Origin of the sequence: Mangrovibacter sp. MFB070 (genome assembly GCF_000705335.1) — a bacterium.
Classification (GTDB): Bacteria; Pseudomonadota; Gammaproteobacteria; order Enterobacterales; family Enterobacteriaceae; genus Mangrovibacter; species Mangrovibacter plantisponsor.
Map to the genome: position 1 here is coordinate 93,228 of NZ_JJMI01000025.1, position 22,180 is coordinate 115,407.

A 22,180-nucleotide genomic window follows, 5' to 3' on the forward strand; every position below is an offset into this window, starting at 1 on the left:
ATTGTACTGTTATCCACCAAAAACGCACACGCCTTTTGTGCGAATTTGCCCTGACGTTTACAATCACTGGATTCTCGTTTAACCAGGAGCCGCACATGCAGGCTGAAATCTTACTTACGCTAAAACTTCAGGGAAGCCTTTTTGCCGACCCAAGGCGTATTTCTCTTCTTAAACAGATAGAACAAACAGGCTCAATTAGCCAGGGCGCTAAAATGGCGGGTATTAGCTACAAAAGCGCCTGGGATGCCATAAATGAAATGAACCAACTGACTGACCAGTTGCTGGTAGAAAGAGCAACCGGAGGCAAAGGCGGTGGCGGAGCCATATTGACCCCCTATGGCAAGCGGTTAATCCAGCTGTATGATTTGCTGGCACAAATTCAGCAAAAAGCGTTTGATGTACTGCGTGATGACGCCCTGCCGCTGGACAGTTTATTGGCTGCCATTTCACGTTTTTCACTGCAAACCAGCGCCAGAAACCAACTTTTTGGCACCCTGCTTGAGCGGGATAACCAGCATGTCCAGCAACATGTGAATATTCTGCTGGCCGACGGGAAAACACAGTTGAAAGTGGCACTGACTGAACAAAGTGCACACCGGCTTGGCCTGGAGCCCGGTAAAGAAGTGCTGGTGCTGGTAAAAGCCCCCTGGGTGGGTATTACCCGTGACACACAACGCGCAAGCCAGGCTGATAACATTCTGCCGGGTACTATTAACACTATCGAGCAGGGCCCGGAACAAAGTGAAGTGCTGGTTACGCTGGCCGACGGGCAGACACTGTGTGCAACACTCCCCAACCAGGTCGTTGCCCAGGAAGCGCTGGAAGTGGGTAACCAGGCCACGGCTTACTTCAATGCCGACCACGTAATCATCGCCACTCTTTGTTAACAACATGCAGGCTGGCCGGGTTTAAACAGCATAGTGATTGACAAGCCCGGTCGGAACACGTATCCCTGTATTATTTACTGCAATAAACGGGATACATGATGTCATTGTTGCAAATTTCGCAATGTACGTTTCACCTGAGCGATACCCGTTCACTGGTGATTGATGATTTAACCATACGCGCCGGGGAAAGCTGGGCCTTTGTTGGCGCGAATGGCAGTGGAAAATCTGCGCTCGCTCGCGTACTGAGTGGTAACCTGCCCGCCATGCGTGGCACGCTGTCCAGCTCATTTAAAAGACCTGTCTTGCTCTCGTTTGAATTACTCCACCAACTGGTCCGTGAAGAGTGGCAGCGCAATAATACGGACATGCTCAGTGCCGATGAAGACGATACCGGGCGCACAACGGCTGAAATTATCCAGGATGCGGTAAAAGACCCGGCTCGCTGCCAGCAACTGGCGCAACGGTTCGGTATCAGCCATTTACTGGACAGGCGGTTTAAGTACTTGTCCACTGGCGAAACACGTAAGGCCTTGTTATGCCAGGCGCTGATGCCCACGCCGGATTTACTGGTGTTCGATGAACCCTTTGATGGCCTGGACAGCCAGTCCCGGGAACAGCTTGCCGGTGAACTGGCCTCCCTCAATCAACAAGGTTATACCCTGGTGCTGGTACTAAACCGGTTCGATGAAATACCCGAGTTTATCCGTTATGCGGGTGTACTGGCCGATTGCGCGTTGCAGGCAACAGGGGATAAAGCCGAATTGCTTTCCCAGGCACTTATCGCGCAGCTTGCCCACAGTGAACAATTGGCGGGTATCAGTATTCCGCAAGCAGATACACCATCACCCGGTGCTGTACTCGATCCTACTCAACCATTGATTACCCTGAATAAAGGGGTGGTTTCCTGGAATGACCGCCCGGTGCTGCATAAGCTTGACTGGCAGGTAAACCCTGGCGAGCACTGGCAAATTGTCGGCCCCAATGGGGCTGGCAAATCTACATTACTGAGCCTGGTCACCGGCGATCATCCCCAGGGTTACAGTAATGACCTGACATTATTTGGCCGGCGTCGTGGCAGTGGTGAAACCATATGGGACATTAAAAAACATATTGGCTATGTCAGCAGCAGCCTGCACCTTGACTACCGGGTCAGTACCACATTACGTAATGTCATTCTCTCTGGTTTCTTCGATACAATCGGCATTTACCAAGCCGTTTCTGAGCGCCAGCAACGCCTGGTACGTGAATGGCTGCAATTACTGGGTATGGATAATGCCACGGCAGATGCCCCTTTCCACTCCCTTTCCTGGGGTCAGCAACGCATTGCATTGATTGCCCGTGCACTGGTCAAGCATCCTACTTTATTGATTCTGGATGAACCATTGCAGGGCCTTGATCCGTTAAACCGTTTACTGGTGCGCCGTTTTATTGATGTGCTGATTAGTGAAGGCGATACCCAGTTGTTATTCGTTTCGCATCATATGCAGGATGCGCCAGATTGCATCACTCATCGTTTAACCTTTGTCCCGGACAACGGCATTTATAGATACCAGACCGATATTCTGTGAAAACCAGCGGGCCACTGGCCCGTTTTTTTCAGAATCCCCGCAGCTACACAATCTATCCTGTTGATTTACAATGTGCCTGTTCAGGGAGTATTTATAGATGAAATCTTTGTGTAAACGATTCCACTAATTTATTCCATGTCACACTTTTCGCCACTCTGTTATGCTATGTTTATTACATACCATAAGCGTAATGGAGCGAAAAATGAGAGTTCTGGTAACAGGTGGTAGCGGTTACATTGGCAGTCATACCTGCGTTCAGTTACTGCAAAGCGGGCACGAGGTATTTATCCTTGATAACCTGTGCAACAGCAAACGCAGTGTACTGCCTGTCATTGAACGCCTTGGCGGAAAACAGCCGTTATTTATTGATGGTGACATTCGCAACGAAGCCTTACTCACCGAAATTCTTCATGACCATGCGATTGAGGCTGTTATTCATTTCGCCGGCCTGAAAGCCGTTGGTGAATCGGTCCAAAAACCGGTTGAATACTACGACAACAACGTTAATGGTACTTTGCGCCTTATCGCCGCAATGCGTGCCGCTAATGTCAAAAACTTCATTTTCAGCTCTTCTGCCACAGTGTATGGCGACCAGCCGAAAATTCCTTACGTTGAAACCTTCCCCACCGGGATGCCGGCAAGCCCCTACGGGCGCAGCAAATTAATGGTGGAACAAATTTTAACGGATCTGCACACCGCAGACCCGAGCTGGAGCATTGCCCTGCTGCGCTACTTCAACCCGGTTGGCGCCCACCCGTCGGGAGATATGGGTGAAGACCCGCAAGGTATCCCTAATAACCTGATGCCATATATTGCGCAAGTTGCTGTCGGGCGCCGTGAGTCACTTGCTGTGTTCGGTAATGACTACCCAACGGAAGACGGCACCGGAGTGCGGGATTATATCCATGTGATGGACCTGGCGGACGGCCATGTAGTTGCCATGCAGAAACTGGCGAATAAACCTGGCGTGCATGTTTACAACCTGGGAGCTGGCGTGGGTAGCAGCGTGCTGGATGTGATTAATGCGTTCAGTAAAGCTTGCGGTAAACCGGTTAATTACCACTTCGCACCTCGCCGTGCTGGCGATTTACCCGCTTATTGGGCCGATGCAACTAAAGCGGATAAAGAACTTGGCTGGCGTGTTTCCCGCACGCTGGAAGAAATGGCCGCCGATACCTGGCGGTGGCAGTCCAGCCACCCGCAAGGTTACCCTGACTAAGGAAATGTTATGGAACCCTTTAATCCTGTCGAACACCCACATCGCCGTTATAACCCGTTAACAGGGCAATGGGTTCTGGTTTCTCCGCACCGCGCAAAGCGCCCCTGGCAAGGGGCGCAGGAGACACCAGCCAAACAGTCATTACCAAAGCACGACCCTGAGTGTTATTTGTGCCCGGGCAATACCCGGGTGACAGGTGATACCAACCCGAACTATACCGGGACGCACGTGTTCACTAATGATTTTGCAGCGCTGATGCCCGATACACCGGATGCTGCAGAAAACCCAGGATCCCTGTTTCGTTGCCAGAGTGCCCGGGGTACCAGCCGGGTTATCTGTTTTTCACCGGATCACAGCAAAACTCTGCCAGAGCTGACACTGGAAGCCCTGGAAGGGGTTATCCGTACCTGGCAGGAACAAACTGCAGATTTGGGTCGCACTTATCCCTGGGTTCAGGTTTTCGAAAATAAAGGTGCCGCCATGGGATGCTCTAATCCGCATCCACATGGGCAGGTTTGGGCGAACAGCTTCCTGCCCAATGAAGCGGCGCGTGAAGATGAGCACCAACGGAACTGGCAAGCTCTGCATGGTTCGCCCATGCTTGTGGATTATGCCCGGCAGGAAATGAATGATGGCAGCCGTACAGTTGTTGAAACACAACACTGGCTGGCGGTTGTGCCTTACTGGGCTGCATGGCCTTTTGAAACGCTGTTGCTGCCGAAAGCGCCAACACAGCGCCTGACAGATTTATCACCCGAACAACACAAAGACCTGGCTGTTGCACTGAAAAAACTGACCAGCCGCTATGACAACTTATTCCAGTGCTCTTTCCCGTATTCCATGGGCTGGCATGGCGCGCCATTTAACGGCGAAGACAACACACACTGGCAGTTACATGCTCACTTTTACCCGCCACTGTTGCGCTCAGCAACAGTACGCAAATTTATGGTGGGTTACGAAATGCTGGCGGAAACTCAGCGCGATTTAACCGCTGAACAGGCTGCCGAGCGCCTGCGGGCAGTCAGTGATATCCATTTTCGCGAATCAGGAGAATAACAATGAGTCTGAAAGAGAACACCCTGGCCCTTTTTACTGAAATTTTTGGCTACCCGGCAAAAGAAACTATCCAGGCACCAGGCCGTGTGAACCTGATTGGTGAGCACACTGATTACAACGATGGCTTTGTTCTGCCTTGTGCAATTGATTACCAGACCGTTATCAGTTGCGCTCCCCGCGATGATCGTATCGTGCGTGTTATTGCCGCAGATTACGATAACCAGCGCGATGAGTTTTCCCTTGATGAGCCGATTCTGAGCCACCCGGACCAGCAGTGGTCTAATTATGTTCGCGGTGTCGTCAAACATTTGCAAAAACGCAATAGTGGGTTCGGCGGTGCCGACCTGGTGATTAGCGGTAATGTACCCCAGGGCGCCGGTTTGAGTTCATCAGCATCGCTGGAAGTTGCTGTGGGCAAAGTATTCCAGCAACTGTACCACCTGCCACTTGATGGTGCGCAACTGGCGCTGAATGGGCAGGAAGCTGAAAACCAGTTTGTGGGCTGTAACTGCGGCATTATGGACCAGCTGATTTCCGCTCTGGGCAAGCAGGACCATGCATTGCTTATCGACTGCCGTAGCCTCGGCACTAAAGCCGTCCCAATGCCAAAAGGTGTGGCGGTTTTTATTGGTAGTAAATACAATACCCGCCGAGAGCAGTGTGAAACAGGTGCCCGCTTCTTCACACAGAAAGCATTACGTGATGTGAGCCTGGCAACGTTTAATGCCGTGGCCCATGAGCTGGACCCGGTTGTGGCAAAACGCGTGCGCCATGTTTTAACCGAGAATGAACGCACTCTGGCAGCAGCCGATGCACTGGCAGATGGCGATTTGCAGAAAATGGGTGAGCTGATGGCTGCCTCCCACATCTCTATGCGTGATGATTTTGAGATAACCGTCCCACAAATTGATACGCTGGTTGATATTGTTAAGGCTGCTATCGGTGATAAGGGCGGCGTGCGTATGACGGGTGGCGGTTTTGGCGGTTGCGTTGTGGCACTGGTGCCTGAAACACTGGTCGATGATGTACGCCAGGCTGTCGCCAGCCAGTACGAAGCGAAAACCGGTATTAAAGAAACCTTTTATGTGTGCAAACCCTCCGAAGGAGCCGGATTATGTTAAGCCAGGATCACGGGATGGCACCAGATGGCCAACCGTTTAAGCTGATAACGTTACACAACCAGGCAGGCATGGAAGTCATGCTGATGGACTGGGGCGCAACACTGTTGTCGTGCCGCGTTCCGTTGAAAGACGGGCATACCCGGGAAGTATTGCTGGGCTGTGAAACACCCGAACAGTATACCCAACAGGCCGCTTTTCTGGGTGCATCCATTGGCCGCTATGCGAACCGTATTGACAGCAGCCAGTACACTCATGACGGGCTGACTGTGCACCTGAAACCCAGCCAGGGGGAACACCAGTTGCATGGTGGACCGGAGGGGTTTGATAAGCGCCGTTGGGAGATAATCAGCCATGACAGCCAGCAGGCAGTTTTACAACTGACCTCACCAGATGGCGACCAGGGGTTTCCTGGTAACCTGACAGCCAGCGTCATTTACCGGGTAACACCAGATAACCGTATTGCCATTATTTACCAGGCTCAGGTTGATAAACCCTGCCCGGTTAACCTGACCAACCATGCCTACTTTAATCTGGATGGCAAAAAGGGCGATATTCGCCAGCACCGCCTGCAATTGTTTGCAGAGCAGTGGTTGCCGGTTAATAGCAACGGTATTCCATCTGGTGAACTGGTGGATGTTCAGCACACTGGTTTTGATTTCCGCGGGCCGAAAACAATTGCAGAAGATTTTCTGCGCGATGAAAACCAGGCTGTCGTGAAAGGTTACGATCATGCTTTCCTGCTCACTGCCCGGGGGGACGCAAGCCTGCCCGCAGCACATGTCTGGTCTGCAGATAACAAGCTAAAAATGAGCGTGTTTACCTCAGCACCAGCATTACAGTTCTATTCCGGGAACTATCTTGACGGCACACCGGCAAGGCAGTTTACCCACTACGCATCCTTTGAAGGCCTGGCGCTGGAAAGTGAGTTTCTGCCAGACAGCCCCAACCACCCAGAGTGGCCGCAACCTGACTGCGTACTCAAGCCGGGTGAAACCTGGCAAAGTATTACAGAGTACCAGTTTACTGCGCTATAACGGGTTAACCACCAGCCTTACACTGCCTGGTGTGAGGCTGGCATGCACTACTCTGGTGTAAGTAACTGGCGTAGTTAGCTGGTGTCGTAAGCTAAGCGGTATGGTCAGCCTGTGTGGTTATAGTAACGCCCCCGGTTTTACTGGTGGTGTATCCTTTCAGCAACCCACCCCATTTCACCTGGCAACCCAGCCGTCGAGCTCACTTTTTAAACAAAATGCTGTTTTTAAAACCATTTAGCAGCAAAAGAGCAACCACAAATTCACATCAGCCTTACACTCTGCCAAGAATTTCGCTATGTTTAAGGTTTGGCGTTGCCGCTGGCGCCACCACGGCAATATAATGATAATTGTTATCATTCAATCCCCAGGATTACGAGGAGTAATATTATGGCTGTAACTAAGCTGGTTCTGGTTCGTCACGGTGAAAGTCAGTGGAACCAGGAAAACCGCTTTACTGGCTGGTACGATGTTGACCTGTCTGAAAAAGGTAAAAGCGAAGCAAAAGCTGCTGGTAAACTGCTCAAAGACGAAGGCTATAGTTTCGATTTTGCCTACACTTCTGTGCTGAAACGAGCCATCCACACGCTGTGGAATATCCTGGACGAAGTGGACCAGGTGTGGTTGCCGGTAGAAAAATCATGGAAACTGAATGAACGCCACTATGGTGCACTGCAGGGGCTGAACAAAGCAGAAACCGCAGAAAAATATGGTGACGAGCAGGTTAAACAGTGGCGTCGTGGTTTTGCGGTTACCCCGCCAGAACTGACGAAAGACGACGAACGTTTCCCGGGCCATGACCCGCGTTATGCAAGCCTGTCAGAAAAAGAGCTGCCGGTAACTGAAAGCCTGGCGCTAACCATTGAACGTGTTATTCCTTTCTGGACTGACAGCATCCTGCCACGTATGAAAAGTGGTGAGCGTGTGATTGTTGCTGCTCACGGTAACTCTCTGCGTGCACTGGTTAAATACCTGGATAACATGAGCGAAGACGAAATTCTCGAGCTGAATATCCCGACAGGTGTTCCGCTGGTTTACGAGTTTGACGAAAACTTCAACCCGATTAAACGCTACTACCTGGGCAACGCAGACGAAATCGCAGCGAAAGCAGCGGCTGTTGCCAACCAGGGTAAAGCCAAGTAATAAAAAACGGTGCCAGTTTACCCAGGCACCGTTTGTTTAAGAAAACCGCTCACCAGAGCGGTTTTTTTATTTAGTTCTGCGTGCTTTTACTGCGCCAGCAAGCTGAGTTAACAAGGCCGCGGTATCTTCCCAGCCAATGCAGGCGTCAGTGATACTTTTGCCGTATTCCAGTGGTTTTCCACTTTCCAGGCTCTGGTTACCTTCAACAAGGTGGCTCTCTACCATCACACCCATAATACCTTTTTCGCCGCCAGCAATTTGCCCGCACACATCGGCACATACATCCATTTGCTTTTTAAATTGCTTGCTGGAGTTTGCGTGGCTGAAATCAATCATTACTTGTGGCGCCAGCCCGGCTTTTTCCAGCCCTTGCTTTACCTGAGCCACATGTTCCGCACTGTAATTTGGTGCTTTGCCGCCGCGTAAAATAATATGGCAGTCACCATTCCCACTGGTATTAACGATGGCGGAATGCCCCCATTTAGTTACCGACAAGAAGCAGTGAGGCGCACCGGCTGCATTGATGGCATCAATGGCTACTTTAATTGTCCCATCGGTACCATTTTTAAACCCAACCGGGCATGAAAGGCCGGAAGCCAGCTCACGGTGAACCTGAGATTCTGTGGTACGGGCACCTATTGCCCCCCAACTCATCAAGTCCGCCATATATTGCGGCGTGATCATGTCAAGAAACTCACCCGCCGTCGGCAAACCAGTGTCGTTAATTTCCAGCAGGAGTTTACGGGCGATACGCAAACCGTCGTTAATCTGATAGCTACTGTCCATGTAAGGGTCGTTGATAAGCCCTTTCCAGCCAACAGTGGTGCGCGGCTTTTCAAAATACACCCGCATCACCACTTCCAACTCCCCTTTCAGGGCTTCACGCATTTCCAACAAACGCGTGGCATAAGCTTGCGCTGCACTGGGATCATGAATTGAGCAGGGGCCAATAATCACTAACAGGCGATCGTCCTGCCCGGTGAGAATATTATGGATGGCATTACGGGCACCAGAGACTGTCGCTGCAGCATTATCTGTCGCCGGGAATTTTTCCAGCAATGCTACCGGAGGTAAAAGCTCGTTAATTTCGTTAATACGTAAATCGTCATTCTGATAATTCATGATAATCCCAATAAAGACTGGCTATGCTAATTTCCTGATTGCAACCCGTCCAATCTATCTCTTCACCCGGATTGTGTAAACGCAATTTTACACTACAGGAACAAAATACCAGCGAAGCAGCTGGTTCACAGAAAGTAAAACTGAAAAAATTAAAAATACCGCAACTTAAACCAATAAAATCTGGCTGTTGGCAAGAAAACATAATTTTCCGCCACGAGCGCCATAACGAACTGAAAAATAGATATAATTTTTGATGCAATTTCAGGCCGGGTCCGGGTTTACAGTTTTATCTGCTGTACCCATTGCTGGCCCGAAGCCATAATAGATATATGCAACAAAGGCTTCACTGGCTTACCTCTTTACGCTCAGGAGACACATGGCTCATACGCACTCCCATCACCATTCGCACAACAGCAACCATGACAATGAAACTCGCCTGCTCTATGCGTTTTTGATAACAGCTCTGTTTATGGTAGCTGAAGTTGTTGGTGGTTTACTGTCTGGCTCTCTTGCGCTGCTGGCAGATGCCGGGCATATGCTGACCGATGCTGTAGCCCTGTTCATTGCCCTGATGGCTGTGCGGATTGCCCGCCGTTCACCTGCGCGTGGGCATACATTTGGCTGGCTCCGCTTGCCCACCCTTGCCGCCTTTGTTAATGCCATTGCACTGGTCGTTATCACTGTATTGATTGTCTGGGAAGCAGTGGTGCGCTTCTGGCACCCAAGGCCGGTTGGCGGCACCATGATGCTGACCATCGCTATTTTGGGGTTGCTGGCGAACCTGGCGGCCTTCTGGATGCTTCATCGTGGCAATAGCGAAAGTAATCTGAACGTGCGTGCCGCAGCACTTCACGTACTGGGAGATTTGCTGGGGTCTGTTGGTGCCATTGTTGCCGCGATTGTGATTATGTGGACAGGATGGACACCGGTAGATCCTATTTTGTCGGTGCTGGTTTCCTGCCTGGTGTTACGCAGTGCCTGGCAATTGCTAAAAGAAAGTGTTAATGAATTAATGGAAGGTGCCCCACGCGATTTGGACATCGCGAAAATGCAAAAAGCCCTGACCCGGGCTTTGCCTGAAGTTCGCCAGGTGCACCATGTCCATGTGTGGCTGGTTGGTGAGCAGCCACTTCTGACGCTGCATGTGCAGGTTATTCCTCCACGGGATCATGATGAACTGCTGGGGCGTATTCACACCTTTCTGCGTGAAAACTACCACATTGCCCATGCCACGGTACAAATGGAATACCAGCCGTGCAGTACAACGTTGTGTGACCTGAACCAGGTGCAGTCAGCCGAAGCTCACCACCATCATCATCACTAACACCAGCTAACCTGTGCGCCCGTGCAACATCTCACGGGCGGTAATTCAGGCATTACCTTTGACAACCTGGTTCAGAGATGCCGCGAATTGCAGCATTCTGTTAAGCGGCAAAAGAGCTTTTTCCCGTAATGCAGAATCAACATGAATTTCATGCTCTGCACCACCTTGTTCCAGCCCGCTGGCAATGGCCCGTAAACCATTCATCGCCATCCACGGGCAGTGTGCACAGCTACGGCAGGTTGCACCTTCTCCGGCTGTCGGTGCTTCCAGTAATATTTTTTCCGGGCAGGCCTGCTGCATTTTATAAAAAATGCCGCGGTCGGTTGCTACAATCAGCCTTGGGTGCGGCAATTTACGTGCTGCGGCAATGAGTTGGCTGGTTGAGCCTACCGCGTCTGCCAGGTCAACGATAGCCTGAGGCGACTCAGGGTGGACCAATACGGCGGCATCCGGGTAGAGCGCCTTCATCTGTAACAACGCCTGGGTTTTAAATTCATCATGCACAATGCAGGCACCCTGCCAGCACAGAATATCTGCGCCAGTCTGCTTTTGGACATAGCGCCCTAAATGGCGATCTGGCGCCCAAATAATTTTTTCCCCCAGGCTGTCGAGGTGTTCAATAAGCTCCACCGCGATGCTGGACGTCACAACCCAGTCAGCACGCGCTTTAACCGCCGCTGATGTGTTGGCATACACCACCACGGTTCTGTCCGGGTGCGCATCACAGAATGCACTGAATGCATCTTCAGGGCAGCCCAGGTCCAGCGAGCACTCTGCGGCAAGCGTTGGCATTAGCACTGTTTTTTCCGGGCTGAGAATTTTTGCTGTCTCCCCCATGAACCGCACACCTGCAACCAGCAGAGTGGAAGCCGGGTGGTTTGCACCAAAGCGGGCCATTTCCAGTGAATCTGCTACACAACCGCCGGTTTCTTCGGCCAGAGCCTGAATTTCCGGGTCGGTATAGTAGTGCGCCACCATGACAGCATTGCGCGCTTTTAGTAACGTTTTGATCTTTTCCCGATACTGTGCCTTTTCCGCATCACTCAAACGCGGTGGTTTCGGAGGAAAGGGATAAATGGAATCGTGCAGTTCGGCCATCACACTCATGGGATACTCTCGTTTAACAGCTTAACCAAAAAATGCCTGCAACTGGTATTTTCCCATCCCGGGCAGGTCATTTGTTTTATATGCTAAACAAGATAGCCGAATTATCGCTTTTTGTCGTGAGGTTTTGTTTACCGAATACGCAAAATTACAGTTTTGTGCGTTGCCGCGTTTTGTGCTTTGGACAATACCGGGGATAAATAAATGAAGGGTGGGTCGTGCAGGATGATTCGGCCGTTGGCCTCACCCTGCGGGCCGTTGCCAGAGGCAACGTTGTCTCGCTTCGCTCGGCTCGAACCTGTGCAGGTTCTCATTCTGCACTTTTTACACATAGCAAAAAGGCGCCTTTAGGGCGCCTTTCCACACTGGTGGGTCGTGCAGGATTCGAACCTGCGACCAATTGATTAAAAGTCAACTGCTCTACCAACTGAGCTAACGACCCCTTACGGGTAATACAGGCTTAAATGATGGTGGGTCGTGCAGGATTCGAACCTGCGACCAATTGATTAAAAGTCAACTGCTCTACCAACTGAGCTAACGACCCATCAATTAAGCTATTGCTTTTGTTACTACTCTATAACCCTGCACAACTGCAGGAGCGTTTTCACAAAGTGAACAAACCATGCAACAAGACACCTTGCTGCCTTAAACGTATCCACCGGAGAAAACTGGTGGGTCGTGCAGGATTCGAACCTGCGACCAATTGATTAAAAGTCAACTGCTCTACCAACTGAGCTAACGACCCGAAGTGGTGGGTGATGACGGGATCGAACCGCCGACCCCCTCCTTGTAAGGGAGGTGCTCTCCCAGCTGAGCTAATCACCCACATGTACTGCTTTGACAGGCAGTAAACTGCCTTAATGGTGGGTCATGGATAAGAACCACATGAAACACCTTGCTACCGCGACGAACACCAAAATTTTTGGTGGGTCGTGCAGGATTCGAACCTGCGACCAATTGATTAAAAGTCAACTGCTCTACCAACTGAGCTAACGACCCGTCGTCTTGCTGGCTCACCACTCTTCAGTGATGTATCCCCCGGCAACGGCGGCATATATTACTGCTTTCTCATTTCAGCGCAACAAAAATTTCGAGAAAGGTAACTCAACTGCTTATGTTTCAGGCGGCAAGACCAGAAAAACAGCATTATCGGGCCTTGCCCGGAAAATTACATGCCATTCAGGCGTTTTTGAGCCTGTTTAGCACCATCCGTGCCTGGGTATTTTGAGACCACTTGCTGGTAAACTGCTTTCGCTTTTGCCGTATCGCCTTTTTCCTGCATGATCAAACCGACTTTATACATTGCATCCGGTGCTTTCGGTGATTGCGGAAAGTTTTTAACGACAGATGCAAAATAGTAAGCAGAGTCGTCTTTTTTACCTTTGCTGTAATACAGTTGCCCCAACCAGAAATTCGCATTCGGAACATAGGTTGAATCCGGATACTTTTTCACAAAGTTCTGGAATGCAGCAATAGCATCATCCTGGCGCGATTTGTCCTGCACCAGTGCAAACGCGGCATTGTAATCTGTATTAGCATCACCAGTTTGAGCCGGAGCTGATGAAGCTGGTGCAGACGGCGCAGCCGTACTCCCGGTATCACCGCTCGCACTCCCTTCAGCAGGCGTGGTTCCATTTGCTGCCGCCCCACCAGACATATTGCCTATCTGCAACAGTATCTGCTTCTGCCGCTCTTCAATCTGGCTAAGCTGATACTGGCTTTCCTGAATTTGGCCGCGCAGAGAGTCTATGTCGGACTGGTTATCTGAAAGTTGCTGCTGGAGTTGGGTTAAAAGCTGGCTGTGCGCATTAGAAATGCGCTCGAGTTGCGTTACACGGTCCTCTACGGACCCTGAGCCTACACTACTGATTGGCGCCTGAGCATTAGCGGCCCAGGGGGCCGCTACGCCAACCAGTAACGACAGACTCAACAGATGATGTCTGAAGTTACTGATCATGCCATTCTCTTAGTAAACCAGTACGGCGCGACGGTTTTTCGCATAAGCGGCTTCGTCATGGCCCAGTACTGCTGGTTTTTCTTTACCGTAAGAAACGATAGAGATCTGGTCTGCAGCAACACCTTTGCCCTGCAGGTACATTTTCACTGCGTTAGCACGGCGTTCGCCCAGTGCGATGTTGTATTCCGGAGTACCACGTTCGTCCGCATGACCTTCAACAGTCACTTTGTAAGACGGGTTGCTGCGCAGGAAAGCTGCGTGAGCATCCAGCATTGCCGCGAATTCAGAACGGATATCGTATTTATCCAGATCGAAGTAAACGATATTGTTCTGTTGCAGCTGTTGCATCTGCAGGCGAGCCTGTTCTTCAGAAGACATGTTGCCATTGCCTTCCATACCTGTACCGGCACCCAGCATGCCTTCGCTCTGACCATTATTTGCATTCTTGTGAGAGCTACAAGCAGCGATAGCCATAACAGGCAGAACCAGCATCAGCCCTTTCAGCACTTTGTTAAATTGCATTTTTTATAATCCTTAGTAAGAACTCTTTTATTTACAGATACGGCGACCAGGCCGGTGATTTCACCTGACCATCAGTAGCCGGTAGACGCGCTTTGAAACGCCCATCTGTAGAGACCAAATTCAGCACGGATCCCATCCCCTGAGAAGAGCTGTAGATTACCATAGTGCCGTTAGGTGCCAGACTTGGCGTTTCGTCCAGGAACGTAGAAGTTAAAGTTTGAACTCCTCCCGTTACCAGATCCTGTTTGGCGATATGCTGAGCACCACCATTGGAACTCACCATCACCAGGAATTTACCATCGGCGCTGACATCCGGATCCTGGTTTTGTGAACCTTCCCAGGTAATACGTTGCGGAGCACCGCCATTAATGTTGATTTTATAAATCTGCGGACGACCTGCCTGGTCAGAAGTGTAGGCAAGTGACTGGCTGTCCGGGAACCAGCTAGGTTCAGTGTTGTTGCTGCGGCCATCAGTAATCTGGCGAATTTGCCCGGAAGCCAGGTCCATCACATACAGATTAAGGCTACCTGTTTTAGACAGAGCGAAAGCCAGTTTGGTACCATCCGGTGAAAATGCCGGCGCACCATTGTGCCGCGGGAAAGAAGCTATCTGGCGAACAGTAGCGTTAGCCAGGTTCTGAACAACCAGCGCCGAGCGGCCACTCTCAAAGGTTACATAGGCCAGTTTGTTGCCATCAGGAGACCATGCCGGAGACATCAATGGTTCGGGTGATTTATGAACCAGGAACTGGTTGTAGCCATCGTAGTCTGCAACGCGCAATTCATAAGGATACTGGCTGTTCGCCGTCTGCACGACATAAGCAATACGCGTACGGAAAGCCCCTTTGATACCCGTCAGTTTTTCAAACACTTCATCACTGGCAGTATGCGCTGCATAACGCAACCACTGTTTATTCACTTTATAAGTGTTTTGAGCAAGGACGGAGCCCGGCGCCCCACCAGTATCAACCAACTGGTATGACACAGAATAGCTGCCATCCGGATTCGGTGATACCTGCCCTACAACGACGGCATCAATACCCAGAGCTGACCATGCAGCAGGCTGAACTTCCTGTGCTGACGCAGGCTGCTGAGGCAAGCGGGATGTATCCAGCGGGTTGAATTTGCCACTGTTACGTAAGTCGGCAGCCACAATGCCGCCAATATCTTCTGGTGCAGCACCAGGGCCTGCCCATTTAAACGGTACCACACCGATGGGGCGAGCCGAGTCCACCCCCTGAGTTATCTCGATGCGTACTTCAGCGTGCAGCACTGCTGCCCACAGCATCAGGAAACTTAATGCAACTCGTAATGCCTGCTTCATCATATCTCCCTTATCTGGATACAAGACCCACGATAATTAGCAGAAGGTTAACAAACCCAATAACACAAAACTACCGCCACCCGGCGACTTAACGTTCATGCTATTCCCTTAGTACAGGGGAATAGAATTACGGTTTGAAATCCAGCGGCGCATTCTTAAAGACTTCATAAACTGCCTGGCTCGGCGGTTTTGGCATATGTGCCTGGCGAGCAGCCGCAAGTGCTGCCTGGCATAATGCCGGGTCACCACCTTCTGACTGAACATCCAGCAACATACCATCTGGTGCCAGCTTGATTCTGAGCGTACAGGTTTTACCTGTATAAGAGCCTGAATCATAGAACTTACTTTCAATAGCCGACTTAATTTGCGAAGCATAGCCATTAATTTCAGCACCTGACGCGCCATTATTCTTGGTATTACCACTACCGGCAGGTGAAGCGTTGCTACCTTTTGCTCCACCTCCCGCTTTCGGTGCATTTTTCTTGGAGCTCAGATCGCCTAACAGGTCATCCACCCCGGCGGCTTGTTTTGCCGCAGCTTTGCTGGCGGCAGCTTTCTCTGAAGCGGCTTTTTCGGCTGCAGATTTTTTAGCAGCGGCCTTATCTGCTGCTGCTTTTTGTGCTGCCGCTTTTTCCGCAGCTGCCTTCTCTGCCGCTGCTTTTTGTGCTGCCGCTTTTTCCGCTGCTGCCTTCTCTGCCGCTGCTTTTTGTGCCGCCGCTTTTTCCGCAGTTGCCTTCTCTGCCGCTGCTTGCTGCGCTGCCGCTTTTTCCGCTGCTGCCTTCTCTGCCGCTGCTTGCTGCGCTGCCGCTTTTTCCGCTACAGCCTTCTCTGCCGCTGCCTTTTGTGCTGCTGCTTTTTGTGCTGCTGCTTTTTCAGCCGCCGCCTTATCTGCCACTGCTTTTTGTGCTGCCGCTTTTTCCGCTACAGCCTTCTCTGCCGCTGCTTTTTGTGCTGCCGCTTTTTCTGCTGCTGCCTTCTCTGCCGCTGCTTTTTGTGTAGCTGCTTTTTCGGCTGCTGCATCTGCTGCCGCTTTCTCAGCCGCTGCTTTTTCTGCTGCAGCTTTTTCAGCCGCCGCCTGATCAGCCTGTTTTTGCTGCTGCGCCTGCTCCTGAGCTAACCGTTCTTTTTCCAGGTCTTTCAGGCGCTGTTGTTTCGCCGCTTGTTTCTCACGGAGTTCTTCAGCCTGCTGCTGAGCCTGTTTTTCACGCTGCTCAGCTGCTCTCTGCGCACTGGCCTGCTGTTGCGACTGGCGGTTGTATTGATCGACTACAGCGCCAGGATCAACCATCACGGCATCAATAGACGAACCGCCACCACCACCGGCGCTGGCATCAATATGTTCGTCAAACGAACTCCAAATCAACACCGCAAACAGTATGACATGCAGTACCGCTGAGATGATGATGGCACGTTTAAGCTTTTTGTTCTCTTCGGTTGCCTTTGACACTCTTGGTTCCCAAAAACTCTGCCGTTATAGCGCTGATTAAATTGGTTGGGTCATCAGACCTACCGATTTCACACCAGCCTGATGCAACAAATTAAGCGCTTTAATAATTTCATCGTAAGGGACTTCTTTTGCGCCCCCGATCAGAAATACCGTTTTCGGATTTGCTGCCAGGCGCCGTTGAGCCTCTGCAATAACTTGCTCTGGCGGAAGTTGATCCATACGATCTTTATCAACTACGACGCTGTACTGCCCCACACCAGAGACTTCAATAATGACGGGTGGATCATCGTTAGTCGCCACGGACTGTGAATCCGTTGCATCGGGTAAATCCACCTCGACGCTCTGTGTGATGATAGGTGCCGTGGCCATAAAAATAAGCACCAGCACTAACAGAACATCCAGCAACGGCACAATATTGATTTCGGACTTCAGCTCCCGGCTACCTCGTCCCCGCACTCTGGCCATGGTTTACCCCTTTTGGCTCTCAGTAGTGGTAAACGCCTGACGGTGCAGAATTGCGGTAAACTCTTCCATGAAGTTGTCGTAATTCAACTCAAGCTTGTTAACACGCAGGTTCAAACGGTTGTATGCCATAACAGCCGGGATAGCGGCAAACAGACCAATCGCAGTCGCGATCAGCGCCTCTGCAATCCCTGGAGCGACCATTTGCAGTGTGGCTTGCTTCACTGCACCCAGGCCGATAAACGCATGCATAATCCCCCACACCGTACCAAACAAACCGATGTACGGGCTGATAGAGCCTACAGTCCCCAGAAACGGAATATGCGTTTCCAGCGACTCCAGCTCACGGTTCATTGAGATACGCATTGCCCGCGATGCCCCTTCAACAATGGCTTCCGGTGCATGGCTGTTGGCCCGATGCAGGCGTGCAAACTCTTTGAAGCCCGAATAGAAAATTTGCTCGGAACCGCTCAAATTCTCACGACGCCCCTGGCTTTCCTGATACAGGCGGGATAAATCAATGCCTGACCAGAACTTATCTTCGAAGGTTTCAGCCTCGCGTGTTGCCGCATTGAGAATGCGGGTTCGCTGGATAATGATAGCCCAGGACGCAATAGAGAAACCCATTAAAATCAACATGATGAGTTTGACCAGAAGGCTTGCCTTCAGGAACAAATCAAGGATATTCATGTCAGTCACTGCTTGAACTCCGCGACAATAGAAAGTGGAAGCGCTTTTGGCTTCATGATGATTGGATCAACGCAAGCAATAAGCACTTCCGCTTCATTAAGGATCTTGTTGTCTGCATTGACTATGCGCTGCGTAAAGACCATAGATGTCCGGCGTAGCGTGGTAATCTCTGTTTGGATTTCGAGTAAGTCGTCAAGTCGGGCTGGCGCGTGATACTCAACAGACATGCGGCGCACAACAAAGGCAACACGCTCTTCCAGTAATGCCTGCTGGCTGAAGTTATGTTCACGCAGCATTTCAGTACGTGCTCTTTCATAAAAGGCAATGTAACTGGCGTGGTAAACCACTCCCCCTGCATCAGTATCTTCATAGTAGACACGAACAGGCCATTGAAACTGCTTAGTGCTCACTTTACATCCCGGTAAGGCAAAATAAACGTTGCTACTATACGCAAGCTGAAGTGGGTTGGGAATGGGTTAAGGGGTGCGGAGTGTAAATATTTATGGGCTTTGTAAAGCCCATAAATTGTGACGGAGGTAGCTTATTCAAAAAAAGAAAAAAGCCAACCCTGCTGCCAGTACGATCATAGCGAGTAATGGGCAAAAAACAGCCTGCCACTGAATGGCTTTCAGCTTAAAGCCGATACCGTGAATAACCCCTGCGCAAACTGCCCACATCAGCAATAAACCATGCCAGACAGATAACGCGCTGGTGTGCGCGGCAAACCGTGACGGATTCCAGAACATACAGCCAGCCAGAACCAGTGCCATCAGCAGAGAAAGAGCCCTTAACGGGCTCTTATCTACCAGCTTATAGAGTGATGAAATCAGATTTTTCATCCCTGCTTTTCTTCTCCGGACTGAGTCGCTTCAACGTGCTCAAGTGCCAGTGCTGTAATCACACCGAATGCACACGCAAGAAGGGTGCCCAGAATCCATGCGAAATACCACATAATCAGCTCCTTACTTAGTACAGAGAATGCGTGTTGCTTTCGATGTGTTCTTTCGTAATGCGACCAAACATTTTCCAGTAACACCAGGCGGTATACAGAAGAATGATTGGTACGAACACAATCGCTACGTAAGTCATCACAGACAGCGTTAACTGGCTGGATGTCGCATCCCACATTGTCAGGCTGGCATTCATCATCGTGCTGGATGGCATAATGAATGGGAACATTGCCACACCAGCTGTCAGAATGACGCAGGCGATAGTCAGTGAGGAGAAAATAAAGGCCAGGGCAGCTTTATTTGCACGGGTCATCAGCACGGTCAGCAACGGCAGCACAACCCCCAACGCAGGGATAGCCCACAGTGCAGGTGCATTATTAAAGTTGACCAGCCATGCTCCTGCCTGGCGAGATACTTCTTTCACCAGCGGGTCGGATGCGGCGTGATGGTCCATAGCAGATGTCACCACATAGCCATCAATCCCGTAAACCACCCAAACACCAGCCAGGATAAAGCACACCATCATAACCAGCGTGGCAACCTGAGAAACTGCGCGGGCACGCAGCAGCAACTCACCATTGGTACGCATTTGCAGGTAGGTTGCCCCCTGAGTCAGGAACATCGCTACACTCACCACACCCGCCAGCAGGCCAAATGGGTTCAGCAGTTGGAAGAAATTCCCGGTGTATGTCAGGCGCAGATACTCATCGACATTAAACGGTACACCCTGCAATAAGTTGCCGAATGCAACGCCAATAACCAGCGGTGGAACAAAGCTGCCGACAAAAATGCACCAGTCCCACATGTCACGCCAGCGAGAATCTTCTATTTTAGAGCGGTAATCAAAGCCAACCGGGCGGAAGAACAATGATGCCAGCACTAAAATCATCGCGACATAAAAACCAGAAAAAGCGGCAGCATAAACCATTGGCCAGGCGGCGAATAACGCCCCGCCAGCAGTGATAAGCCATACCTGGTTACCGTCCCAGTGTGGCGCAATGCTGTTAATCATCACACGACGTTCAACATCATTACGGCCCATAAAGCGGGTCAGCATACCTACGCCGAAGTCGAAACCATCAGCTACGGTAAAGCCAATCAGCAGAACGCCAATCAGCAACCACCAGATAAAACGCAATACTTCATAATCAATCATGTTTCGACTCCTGTCTTAGCGTGCCGTTTGAGCCGTAGCGCCGGATTGCTCAAAATGATAGCGACCGGTTTTCAGGCTACTTGGCCCCAGACGTGCAAACTTGAACATCAGGAACAGTTCCGCCACCAGGAACAAGGTGTACAGACCGCATATCAGTACGATTGAGAAAATCAAGTCAGACGCGGACAATGTCGAGTTAGCAACGGCTGTGGGTAACACTTCACCGATAGCCCATGGCTGGCGACCATATTCAGCAACGAACCAGCCAGCTTCTACAGCAATCCAGGGTAATGGGAGACCATAGAACGCGGCACGCAGCAGCCATTTTTTCTGACCGATACGATTACGAATCACTGACCAGAACGACAGGCCGATAATCAGAAGCAGCAAGACACCACACGCTACCATGATGCGGAAAGCAAAATAGAGTGGCGCCACTTCCGGTATAGAGTCTTTGGTGGCTTTCTGAATTTGTGCTTCAGTTGCATCCGTGACATTTGGTGTATAACGTTTTAACAACAGGCCATAGCCAAGGTCTTTCTTCACATTGTTAAACTCGTTACGCACTGCCTGGTCGGTTGAACCCGCACGCAATTCTTCCAGCAACTTATAAGCCTTCATCCCATTACGGATGCGCTCTTCATGCTGGGCCATCAGATCTTTAAGACCAAGCACTGGCGTATCAACAGAACGTGTGGCAATAAGCCCCAGCAGATACGGGATCTGAACCGAGTAGTGGTTCTTCTGTTCAGCCTGGTCAGGAATACCAAACAAGGTGAATGATGCAGGAGCGGGTTGCGTTTCCCATTCAGCTTCAATGGCAGCCAGTTTGGTTTTCTGTACGTCACCCATTTCGTAACCAGATTCATCACCCAGCACAATAACGGAAAGCACAGCAGCCATACCGAAGCTGGCAGCAACCGCAAAGGAGCGTTTTGCAAATGCGAGGTCACGGCCTTTGAGCATGTACCATGCGCTGATGCTGAGAATGAACATCGCGCCGGTTACATAGCCTGCAGCAACCGTGTGAACGAATTTAACCTGTGCGACCGGGTTCAGGACCAGCTCGGAGAAGCTGACCATTTCCATACGCATGGTTTCATAGTTGAACTCAGAAGCGATTGGGTTTTGCATCCAGCCGTTTGCGACCAGAATCCACAACGCAGAAAGGTTTGAGCCCAGAGCAACTAACCAGGTAACAGCCATATGCTGTACTTTGGTCAACCGGTCCCAACCGAAGAAGAAGAGCCCAACGAAAGTCGACTCAAGGAAGAAGGCCATTAAACCTTCAATAGCGAGCGGCGCACCAAAAATATCGCCCACATAATGCGAATAATATGACCAGTTAGTACCGAACTGGAATTCCATGGTTAAACCAGTGGCAACCCCAAGAGCAAAGTTGATACCAAACAACTTTCCCCAAAACTTAGTCATATCTTTATAGATTTGTTTACCAGACAACACATATATCGTATTCATGATGGCCAGCAAGAACGCCATACCCAGCGTCAGTGGCACAAACAGAAAGTGGTACAGTGCGGTCAAGGCAAACTGCAATCGTGACAGTTCGACTATATCAAACATCTTGACTCCTTGCTCCTCGCATGAAGACGCCGAATAGAAGAATACCTGGCTACGGCATTCCCCTACACTTGCCCCAATACAAAAAACATTTGCGACCTCTTTCTTTTCCGGCACCACTGAATGTAAAACAAGAAAAGCAAAAAGGTTACAAATACGTTAATTAATACCAAATGAATCCCGCGAATATATTACGCTTCAATAGACTTACAATAAATAGGTTTTTACTGAACGTTTTTTGCGTTTCTCGACGGTGATCAATTTATAGCGAAAAACATCCTCAAGTGCTAGTTTGATCTTCGACAAATTTGGAATTTTTCATTTGGTGACAAGAGGTTATTTTATTGATTTAAATCAATAACGAATATTTTGTGTTAACGAGGTTATTCGGGTGTGCGTCAAGTTAATATAATGTTAATTAAATTAACTTTAATTACATGTATGCTGGATGTTATAAATAATTAAAGCGTAATGTCATTGTCATTTTCACAATGAAACTGTCACTCTGTGCAATAT

The 22,180-nt window shown here is 50.3% G+C and carries 21 protein-coding genes, 5 tRNA genes and 1 other RNA gene; 8 read left to right on the forward strand and 19 right to left on the reverse strand.

The annotated features are described in order from the left end of the window. The first annotated feature begins 95 nt into the window (after positions 1–95). The 7 genes from modE to gpmA all read left to right on the forward strand — a co-directional run bounded on the left by modE (position 96) and on the right by gpmA (position 8,025). On the forward strand, positions 96–887 hold the full coding sequence (modE, locus tag DT73_RS12615) for a molybdenum-dependent transcriptional regulator (protein WP_036109230.1): 792 nt from the start codon (positions 96–98) through the stop codon (positions 885–887). 98 nt (positions 888–985) lie between these two features. Then, positions 986–2,455: a molybdate ABC transporter ATP-binding protein ModF gene (gene modF / locus DT73_RS12620; RefSeq protein ID WP_036109242.1), complete on the forward strand. Its 1,470-nt coding sequence runs from the start codon at positions 986–988 to the stop codon at positions 2,453–2,455. Between the two features lie 202 nt (positions 2,456–2,657). Then, the gene (galE, locus tag DT73_RS12625) at positions 2,658–3,674 is read left to right on the forward strand and encodes a UDP-glucose 4-epimerase GalE (RefSeq protein ID WP_036109245.1); all 1,017 of its coding nucleotides are present in this window, start codon (positions 2,658–2,660) and stop codon (positions 3,672–3,674) included. Positions 3,675–3,683: 9 nt separating this feature from the next. Further along, on the forward strand, positions 3,684–4,730 hold the full coding sequence (gene galT, locus DT73_RS12630) for a galactose-1-phosphate uridylyltransferase (RefSeq protein WP_036109248.1): 1,047 nt from the start codon (positions 3,684–3,686) through the stop codon (positions 4,728–4,730). Between the two features lie 2 nt (positions 4,731–4,732). Further along, positions 4,733–5,851 (forward strand): galactokinase, encoded by a 1,119-nt coding sequence (galK, locus tag DT73_RS12635; RefSeq protein ID WP_036109250.1) that lies wholly within the window; start codon positions 4,733–4,735, stop codon positions 5,849–5,851. Next, positions 5,845–6,885: a galactose-1-epimerase gene (gene galM, locus DT73_RS12640; protein ID WP_036109253.1), complete on the forward strand. Its 1,041-nt coding sequence runs from the start codon at positions 5,845–5,847 to the stop codon at positions 6,883–6,885. The genes galK and galM overlap by 7 nt, the downstream gene beginning before the upstream one ends. Before the next feature lie 387 nt (positions 6,886–7,272). Further along, positions 7,273–8,025, forward strand: a complete 753-nt coding sequence (gene gpmA / locus DT73_RS12645; RefSeq protein WP_036109256.1) for a 2,3-diphosphoglycerate-dependent phosphoglycerate mutase — start codon at positions 7,273–7,275, stop codon at positions 8,023–8,025. Between the two features lie 66 nt (positions 8,026–8,091). Here the strand turns inward: gpmA and aroG are convergent, their stop codons facing one another. Beyond that, on the reverse strand, positions 8,092–9,147 hold the full coding sequence (aroG, locus tag DT73_RS12650) for a 3-deoxy-7-phosphoheptulonate synthase AroG (RefSeq protein WP_036109259.1): 1,056 nt from the start codon (positions 9,145–9,147) through the stop codon (positions 8,092–8,094). Positions 9,148–9,523: 376 nt separating this feature from the next. Here aroG and zitB point away from each other — a divergent pair, with 376 nt between their 5' ends. Next, positions 9,524–10,471 carry a CDF family zinc transporter ZitB gene (gene zitB, locus DT73_RS12655; protein ID WP_036109262.1) on the forward strand — a complete coding sequence of 316 codons (948 nt, stop codon included), beginning with the start codon at positions 9,524–9,526 and terminating at the stop codon, positions 10,469–10,471. Between the two features lie 45 nt (positions 10,472–10,516). Here zitB and nadA read toward each other — a convergent pair whose 3' ends face one another. The 18 genes from nadA to cydA form a co-directional block, all read right to left on the reverse strand. Next, complete coding sequence (gene nadA / locus DT73_RS12660; protein ID WP_036109266.1) at positions 10,517–11,578, reverse strand: quinolinate synthase NadA; 1,062 nt, start codon at positions 11,576–11,578, stop codon at positions 10,517–10,519. 206 nt (positions 11,579–11,784) lie between these two features. After that, positions 11,785–11,910: non-coding RNA, RtT sRNA (locus DT73_RS25565), on the reverse strand. Between the two features lie 31 nt (positions 11,911–11,941). Then, positions 11,942–12,017: transfer RNA gene (locus DT73_RS12665), tRNA-Lys, on the reverse strand. Between the two features lie 26 nt (positions 12,018–12,043). Further along, a tRNA-Lys gene (locus DT73_RS12670) sits at positions 12,044–12,119 on the reverse strand. Positions 12,120–12,244: 125 nt separating this feature from the next. Beyond that, a tRNA-Lys gene (locus DT73_RS12675) sits at positions 12,245–12,320 on the reverse strand. Between the two features lie 4 nt (positions 12,321–12,324). Next, positions 12,325–12,400, reverse strand: a tRNA-Val gene (locus tag DT73_RS12680). A gap of 98 nt (positions 12,401–12,498) precedes the next feature. After that, positions 12,499–12,574, reverse strand: a tRNA-Lys gene (locus DT73_RS12685). 169 nt (positions 12,575–12,743) lie between these two features. Continuing rightward, the gene (cpoB, locus tag DT73_RS12690; protein ID WP_036109268.1) at positions 12,744–13,532 is read right to left on the reverse strand and encodes a cell division protein CpoB; all 789 of its coding nucleotides are present in this window, start codon (positions 13,530–13,532) and stop codon (positions 12,744–12,746) included. Positions 13,533–13,541: 9 nt separating this feature from the next. Further along, positions 13,542–14,054, reverse strand: coding sequence for a peptidoglycan-associated lipoprotein Pal (gene pal, locus DT73_RS12695; RefSeq protein ID WP_036109271.1), 513 nt, complete (start codon positions 14,052–14,054; stop codon positions 13,542–13,544). Positions 14,055–14,085: 31 nt separating this feature from the next. After that, the gene (gene tolB / locus DT73_RS12700) at positions 14,086–15,378 is read right to left on the reverse strand and encodes a Tol-Pal system beta propeller repeat protein TolB (RefSeq protein ID WP_036109275.1); all 1,293 of its coding nucleotides are present in this window, start codon (positions 15,376–15,378) and stop codon (positions 14,086–14,088) included. Positions 15,379–15,505: 127 nt separating this feature from the next. Beyond that, entirely contained in the window at positions 15,506–16,825 is a 1,320-nt protein-coding gene (gene tolA / locus DT73_RS12705; protein WP_036109278.1) for a cell envelope integrity protein TolA, read from the reverse strand. A gap of 36 nt (positions 16,826–16,861) precedes the next feature. After that, positions 16,862–17,290 (reverse strand): colicin uptake protein TolR, encoded by a 429-nt coding sequence (tolR, locus tag DT73_RS12710; RefSeq protein ID WP_036109282.1) that lies wholly within the window; start codon positions 17,288–17,290, stop codon positions 16,862–16,864. A gap of 3 nt (positions 17,291–17,293) precedes the next feature. Continuing rightward, positions 17,294–17,986 carry a Tol-Pal system protein TolQ gene (tolQ, locus tag DT73_RS12715; protein WP_072006956.1) on the reverse strand — a complete coding sequence of 231 codons (693 nt, stop codon included), beginning with the start codon at positions 17,984–17,986 and terminating at the stop codon, positions 17,294–17,296. Further along, entirely contained in the window at positions 17,983–18,387 is a 405-nt protein-coding gene (ybgC, locus tag DT73_RS12720) for a tol-pal system-associated acyl-CoA thioesterase (RefSeq protein WP_036109289.1), read from the reverse strand. The genes tolQ and ybgC overlap by 4 nt, the downstream gene beginning before the upstream one ends. A gap of 135 nt (positions 18,388–18,522) precedes the next feature. Further along, the gene (gene ybgE / locus DT73_RS12725) at positions 18,523–18,816 is read right to left on the reverse strand and encodes a cyd operon protein YbgE (RefSeq protein ID WP_036109292.1); all 294 of its coding nucleotides are present in this window, start codon (positions 18,814–18,816) and stop codon (positions 18,523–18,525) included. Beyond that, the gene (cydX, locus tag DT73_RS25570; RefSeq protein WP_064597002.1) at positions 18,813–18,929 is read right to left on the reverse strand and encodes a cytochrome bd-I oxidase subunit CydX; all 117 of its coding nucleotides are present in this window, start codon (positions 18,927–18,929) and stop codon (positions 18,813–18,815) included. Before cydX ends, ybgE begins: the two co-directional genes overlap by 4 nt. Before the next feature lie 14 nt (positions 18,930–18,943). Then, a complete protein-coding gene (cydB, locus tag DT73_RS12730) occupies positions 18,944–20,083 on the reverse strand; it encodes a cytochrome d ubiquinol oxidase subunit II (RefSeq protein WP_036109301.1) in 1,140 nt (379 codons plus the stop codon). A 15-nt stretch (positions 20,084–20,098) separates the two neighbouring features. Continuing rightward, positions 20,099–21,667: a cytochrome ubiquinol oxidase subunit I gene (gene cydA / locus DT73_RS12735; protein ID WP_036109303.1), complete on the reverse strand. Its 1,569-nt coding sequence runs from the start codon at positions 21,665–21,667 to the stop codon at positions 20,099–20,101. Positions 21,668–22,180 lie beyond the last annotated feature (513 nt).

Coding starts and splice junctions, on each gene's coding strand:
- cydA (WP_036109303.1), bottom strand. CDS start 21,667: ATGTTTGATATAGTCGAACTGTCACGATTGCAGTTTGCCTTGACCGCA.
- galE (WP_036109245.1), top strand. CDS start 2,658: ATGAGAGTTCTGGTAACAGGTGGTAGCGGTTACATTGGCAGTCATACC.
- zitB (WP_036109262.1), top strand. CDS start 9,524: ATGGCTCATACGCACTCCCATCACCATTCGCACAACAGCAACCATGAC.
- modE (WP_036109230.1), top strand. CDS start 96: ATGCAGGCTGAAATCTTACTTACGCTAAAACTTCAGGGAAGCCTTTTT.
- gpmA (WP_036109256.1), top strand. CDS start 7,273: ATGGCTGTAACTAAGCTGGTTCTGGTTCGTCACGGTGAAAGTCAGTGG.
- tolB (WP_036109275.1), bottom strand. CDS start 15,378: ATGAAGCAGGCATTACGAGTTGCATTAAGTTTCCTGATGCTGTGGGCA.
- galK (WP_036109250.1), top strand. CDS start 4,733: ATGAGTCTGAAAGAGAACACCCTGGCCCTTTTTACTGAAATTTTTGGC.
- nadA (WP_036109266.1), bottom strand. CDS start 11,578: ATGAGTGTGATGGCCGAACTGCACGATTCCATTTATCCCTTTCCTCCG.
- ybgE (WP_036109292.1), bottom strand. CDS start 18,816: ATGAAAAATCTGATTTCATCACTCTATAAGCTGGTAGATAAGAGCCCG.
- modF (WP_036109242.1), top strand. CDS start 986: ATGTCATTGTTGCAAATTTCGCAATGTACGTTTCACCTGAGCGATACC.
- pal (WP_036109271.1), bottom strand. CDS start 14,054: ATGCAATTTAACAAAGTGCTGAAAGGGCTGATGCTGGTTCTGCCTGTT.
- cpoB (WP_036109268.1), bottom strand. CDS start 13,532: ATGATCAGTAACTTCAGACATCATCTGTTGAGTCTGTCGTTACTGGTT.
- aroG (WP_036109259.1), bottom strand. CDS start 9,147: ATGAATTATCAGAATGACGATTTACGTATTAACGAAATTAACGAGCTT.
- tolR (WP_036109282.1), bottom strand. CDS start 17,290: ATGGCCAGAGTGCGGGGACGAGGTAGCCGGGAGCTGAAGTCCGAAATC.
- cydX (WP_064597002.1), bottom strand. CDS start 18,929: ATGTGGTATTTCGCATGGATTCTGGGCACCCTTCTTGCGTGTGCATTC.
- galT (WP_036109248.1), top strand. CDS start 3,684: ATGGAACCCTTTAATCCTGTCGAACACCCACATCGCCGTTATAACCCG.
- cydB (WP_036109301.1), bottom strand. CDS start 20,083: ATGATTGATTATGAAGTATTGCGTTTTATCTGGTGGTTGCTGATTGGC.
- galM (WP_036109253.1), top strand. CDS start 5,845: ATGTTAAGCCAGGATCACGGGATGGCACCAGATGGCCAACCGTTTAAG.